Here is a 5,224-nt window from a genome sequence, read left to right as displayed (position 1 = left end):
TACTTATTTATATGTCCAATTAAGATGTTTTTATTAATTAAGGAATTTAATTTCTAAAACATTTAAATATGACGTTAAAAAGTGAATATGATTAATTTATTCCATAAATTAATTTTAATATGAATGCAAAGGACGCATTTGTAGGATATCCCCTATTTGATTTTTATAAATCAATATTAATGGAACAGTGAATTTTAAATTGTAAAAAAGCGGTGAGGTTGTATTACCTATCGCTTATTTAGTCAGAAACCAAGAAATATCAATATCTTTATTGTGTATAAAGGAAATTTTTATGAAATTTACTAAATTAGCTTTAGGTGTTGCGTTATCTTTAGTTGTTGCTGCTCCTACTTTAGCTGCTGATCCAGTGGAAAGTAGTGAAGGTAAAGTGCGTTTTACTGGCTTTATTAATGATGTTCCATGTTCAATCGATGATAAAAGTTTAGATCAAACCGTTAAATTTGGTGAAATCGCATTGCATGAACTGACTAGCGATAAATATCGCTCAAATAGCGAGAACTTCGATATTGTCCTGAAAAACTGTTCAACTGACACTTATAAAACTGCAAAAGTGTCATTTACGGGCGCAACTGTAAGTGGTTTTGACGGTTATACGGGTGAATTACTGGGTCTAGGTGGCAAAGTGCAAAACGCAGGTATTGTTATCACTGACCGTGGTAATAACCCAATCACTTTTGGTCAAGGTTTCCCAGCAACAGGTCATGCTTTAAGTAATGGTGATGGTTCTGTTACTACTCTGCAATTCGCCGCTTATGTGAAAGGTAATGAGGCAGATGATAAGAAAGCAACAACGGGTTCTTTCGACACAGTAGCTAACTTCAAAGTTATTTACGAATAATTGTTGTTTTTTATTTAATAAGATGTGTGGCGTCTAGGCGCCATGCATCTCATCAATATTATCTTCTGTTAATAATGCTGAGGATGGCATAGCAAAATGAAAAGCATGAAAATAAATACGATCACAAAAGTTAATGCTTTTATTCTTTTTCCCTTTTTCGTTACCTGTTTCTGCAGAAGAAGCAGTCGATTTTAATACCGACTTCTTAACAGATAAAGGTATTGAAAATACCGATTTTACAAAATTTTCTTATGCAAACTATATTCAGCCTGGCTCTCATTTTTTGGTCACAGACGTTAATAAACAAAGAGTAAGAAACGAAGAACCGATACTCTTTTTTGCACCAGATTACAACGCAGAACTCTCTATTCCTTGTATTACTCCAGATGTTTATCCTCTTTTGGGTTTAAAGCCTGAATGGGAAAAAAAAGTCACTTGGCTAACAACGAATAATATTCAGTGTCTTGATTTCCGTTCAGTTCCTAATATGAATGCAGTAGGTGATCTCTATACCGGCATTCTCAATATCAGTATTCCTCAAGCCTTTATGGAGTATCAAGATCCGAGTTGGGATCCGCCTTCTCGTTGGGATGATGGCATTGCTGGTTTTTTTGTTGATTACAATATGAATAACCGTCTAATTCGCTATGAACATAATGGTAAAGGCACCGAAACTGGCACCAATATTACCGGTATTATGGGCATTAATATGGGGGCATGGCGTTTTCGTTCTGACTGGCAAGCGTCTGGCGGGAATTTAAATAGTGATGAGAAATCATGGCGCTGGAATCAGCTTTATGTCTTTCGTGCTATTCGTTCTTTAGGTGCAAAACTTACGTTAGGTGAACAATATTTATCCTCTGAACTTTTTGATAGTTTCCGTTATTTGGGCGCTTCTTTAGAAAGCGATAATGCAATGATCCCACCTCGCTTACAAGGCTACGCACCGGAGATAGCTGGCGTGGCGAGAACAAATGCTACGGTAGTTGTTCGCCAAGATGGGCGTATTGTTTACCAAAATGAAGTCACTCCAGGGCCGTTTCGTATTCAAGATGTCAATACATTCGGGGGCGGTACCTTAGATGTTTCTATTGAAGAACAAGACGGCTCTGTTCAACGATTTAAAATGGAAACCTCACGTTTAGGAACACTGACTCGACCAGGACAGTTTTTATACAAATTGGTAATGGGTAAACCCACTAAAAATGAACATGATACAGAAGGTCCCGCATTTTCATTAGGATCATTTTCATGGGGGGCGGCGAATAACACCACGCTTTATGGTGGATTATTGGCATCAACGGAATATCAAAATATCGCTTTAGGTTTAGGGCAAGACTTGGCCCCATTTGGGGTGCTCTCTTTTAATATTTCCGCTTCACGCGCTGAAATGGGCAGTAACTTTGATGATAAAACCTTATCTGGTACGTCTTATAATGTGACCTATTCAAAACAATTTGATGAAATAAATAGTCAGATAACGTTTGCAGGTTATCGCTTTTCTCAACGTGATTACTTAAGTATGACGCAGTTTTTAGATGGGCGTTATCGAGGACTTGAGATCGATAGTGGTAAAGAACTTTATACTGCGGTATTTGGTACGGCGTTCCCTAATTATAATATTAATACCTATTTAAACTATTCTCGCCAAACCTATTGGAATCGCCCTTCAACAGATAACTACAGCTTTACGGTTTCAAGTTATTTTGATTGGGCTGATTTTAAAAATCTTTCGATTAATTTGTCAGCTTATAAAGTGGAATCTAGTTATAACAATGATGAAGGGGTGTATGTGTCATTGGGGGTGCCACTTGAGCGTAATGATGCCAATATTAGTTATTCGGGATCGTTTAATCGTCATAATACAAACAACAGTGTTAACTATTATGAGCGCTTAAATGATCGTAGTACTTATAATCTTTCAGCAGGAACTTGGGATAGCAATAAAGTTAATCTCTCTGGGTTCTATAATTATGATGGCAATTTAGCCAAGCTTACCACGAGTGGAACCTATACTGAGAGCAATCAAAGTGCCTTATCAATGCAATTGATGGGCGGAATAACCGTCACGCCAGAAGGCGGTGCATTCCACCGTGTGACCTCAATGGGCAATTCACGCATATTGGTTGATACCAATAATGTTCAAGATATTCCCATTAGAACGGGACTCACCCCGATTGAAACCAACCGTCACGGTAAAGCGGTTTTAATGGGCGTACAAAATTATTCTCGTAGCAATATCACAATTGATATTAATAATCTTCCTGAGAAAGCCGATGCTGTTCAATCATCGCAATATGCCACGTTAACCGAAGGAGCGATTGGTTATCGCAAATTTAATGTGGTTGAAGGTGAAAAAGTTTTAGCGGTGATCACCACGGAAAATAATAAACATCCTCCTTTTGGTGCTAGTGTTTATAACAAAGACAAATTAGAAGTCGGCATTATTTCAGATGACGGTTTTGTGTATTTATCAGGTGTAAAAGCAGGTGAAACGTTAGACCTTGCGTGGAATGGTGAAACTTGCCAATTTCAATTACCTCAAGTGCTAGAAAATAATTTAAGCAATATGTTATTGCTTCCTTGTAAGTAATTAAATTTAAGTCAACGGTGAATGAAATGAAATATATCAACATAAGAACATTGGGCGCTATTGTTACACTTTGCCTTTTTTTCTCAATCCGCTTATTCCGCTATCGCATTAGATAGAACTCGTGTTTTATATAATGAAGGTGAGCGCTCAGTCAGTATGATTTTAGAAAATGAAAATCAATCTAAACCTTACCTAGCACAGTCTTGGCTTGAAAATAGCCATGATGAAAAGATTAATTCTCCTTTTGTGGTAACACCGCCAGTTCAACGCATTGAAGCTGGAAACAAAAGCCAAATAAAAATACAAGCATTGCCAGCAACGAATATGTTACCGACTGATCGAGAAAGTATTTATTATCTTAATGTGCGTGAAATTCCTCCTCGTAGTGATTCTCCCAATGTTTTGCAAATTGCATTACAGACAAAAATTAAGATGTTTTATCGACCAAAGAGCATTGTTGTACCTAGCCGTTTAGAGGCTAATCCAATGGAAAAAGACATTGTGATTGAAAAACAGGGCGGACATTACAATGTGAAAAATCCTTCACCTTATTATCTGACTATCACCAAAGTGAGAAAAAATAATACTGAGGTTAAGGGGTTTGAGGCGGTGATGATTGAACCTTTTGGTCAACGTACATTAGGTACAGAAGTCGGTGATTTAGGCGCAGCGCCAGCAATTGAATATCTCAATGATTTTGGCGGTTTGGTTGAACTTACTTTCCAATGCCGTGGAAATATTTGTTCAGCCAATATCAAAGATAAGAAGGCGTAATCATTATGCTTATATTCCGAGGTGTAATACTGTTTTTTTGTATGAGTTTTCTTTCTCCTTCTGCATGGGCCGTTTCTGGTTTTTTAAAAGTCACGGTGAGCGGGAGTGTAGAGTCACGTCCTTGCAAGATTAACGATGGTAAACCTATCGAAGTGAATTTTAATGATGTGATGACCACAAGAATAGAAAATGAAAATTATAAACAAAAAATGGATTACACCTTGGATTGTAAAACAACAGGTAATCCCAATATGTCGATAAAATTCACAGGCGATAATGCAGGATTTGACACTCGTTACCTAAAAACAAGTGTAACTAACTTAGGTGTGCTCTTTAAAGCTGAAGATAACAATATTTATATGGGAAATTCGTTCCAATTTAAATATGAAACACCCCCCGCGCTTTATGCTGTACTCGTTAAAAAAAGTGGCTCGGCACTACCAACGGGCACTTTTAATGCAACTGCAACCATGCAGGTTTATTACAATTAACAGAGGAATAAACAATATGCATTATTATCCATTCCTCATCATGTTATTTTTATTTTCAATATCATCTTCACTTAGTTTGGCAAAAGATAATGAAGCACAAGTACTGATTAAAGGTAATTTATTAACACCACCACCTTGTAAAGTGAATGATGGCAATATGATTGAGGTGAATTTTGGTCCTGTGGCGATAAAAACAATCAAAGATTATGACCAAAAAAGAGAAATTAATTACCAAATTACGTGTGAAGAAAATTTAAATAACTGGAATATGTATTTATCGATTGATGGAAGTAAAAGTAGCTTCGATCCTAATGGCCTGAGAACCAATATTAATGAATTAGCTGTAAAATTTATGATGGGCGATTCTATTATTGATTTAAAATAAAAAAATACTCGGTTAATTTGAATAACCCCTGAAAAAAATTTGGGCAGTATTAGTGAAAAAAAGAAAATAGTGAATTGGCACCCCGGTAATTTCACTGCAGGCGGCACTTTATTTGTGGAGTA

The 5,224-nt window shown here is 36.6% G+C and carries 5 protein-coding genes; all 5 read left to right on the top strand.

The genetic code is table 11. The features are described 5' to 3' along the window. Positions 1-292: 292 nt before the first annotated feature. Positions 293-859 carry a fimbrial protein gene (locus BHE89_RS09025; protein ID WP_069369706.1) on the top strand — a complete coding sequence of 189 codons (567 nt, stop codon included), beginning with the start codon at positions 293-295 and terminating at the stop codon, positions 857-859. A gap of 133 nt (positions 860-992) precedes the next feature. Then, a complete protein-coding gene (locus BHE89_RS09020; protein WP_286146019.1) occupies positions 993-3,452 on the top strand; it encodes a fimbria/pilus outer membrane usher protein in 2,460 nt (819 codons plus the stop codon). A gap of 60 nt (positions 3,453-3,512) precedes the next feature. Next, positions 3,513-4,226, top strand: a complete 714-nt coding sequence (locus BHE89_RS09015) for a fimbria/pilus periplasmic chaperone (RefSeq protein WP_128860414.1) — start codon at positions 3,513-3,515, stop codon at positions 4,224-4,226. Between the two features lie 5 nt (positions 4,227-4,231). Beyond that, on the top strand, positions 4,232-4,717 hold the full coding sequence (locus BHE89_RS09010) for a fimbrial protein (RefSeq protein WP_069369703.1): 486 nt from the start codon (positions 4,232-4,234) through the stop codon (positions 4,715-4,717). A 16-nt stretch (positions 4,718-4,733) separates the two neighbouring features. Continuing rightward, positions 4,734-5,102 carry a fimbrial protein gene (locus BHE89_RS09005; protein ID WP_128860413.1) on the top strand — a complete coding sequence of 123 codons (369 nt, stop codon included), beginning with the start codon at positions 4,734-4,736 and terminating at the stop codon, positions 5,100-5,102. Positions 5,103-5,224 lie beyond the last annotated feature (122 nt).

Origin of the sequence: Shigella sp. FC1967 (genome assembly GCF_001743005.1) — a bacterium.
Lineage (GTDB): Bacteria > Pseudomonadota > Gammaproteobacteria > Enterobacterales > Enterobacteriaceae > Proteus.
Note: the sequence above shows the minus strand (reverse complement) of the source record. Positions and strands in the feature narration are given on the sequence as shown.

Bases quoted from the DNA above. Each gene is read 5' to 3' on its own strand.
- BHE89_RS09010 (WP_069369703.1), top strand. From the start codon at position 4,232: ATGCTTATATTCCGAGGTGTAATACTGTTTTTTTGTATGAGTTTTCTT.
- BHE89_RS09025 (WP_069369706.1), top strand. From the start codon at position 293: ATGAAATTTACTAAATTAGCTTTAGGTGTTGCGTTATCTTTAGTTGTT.
- BHE89_RS09020 (WP_286146019.1), top strand. From the start codon at position 993: ATGCTTTTATTCTTTTTCCCTTTTTCGTTACCTGTTTCTGCAGAAGAA.
- BHE89_RS09005 (WP_128860413.1), top strand. From the start codon at position 4,734: ATGCATTATTATCCATTCCTCATCATGTTATTTTTATTTTCAATATCA.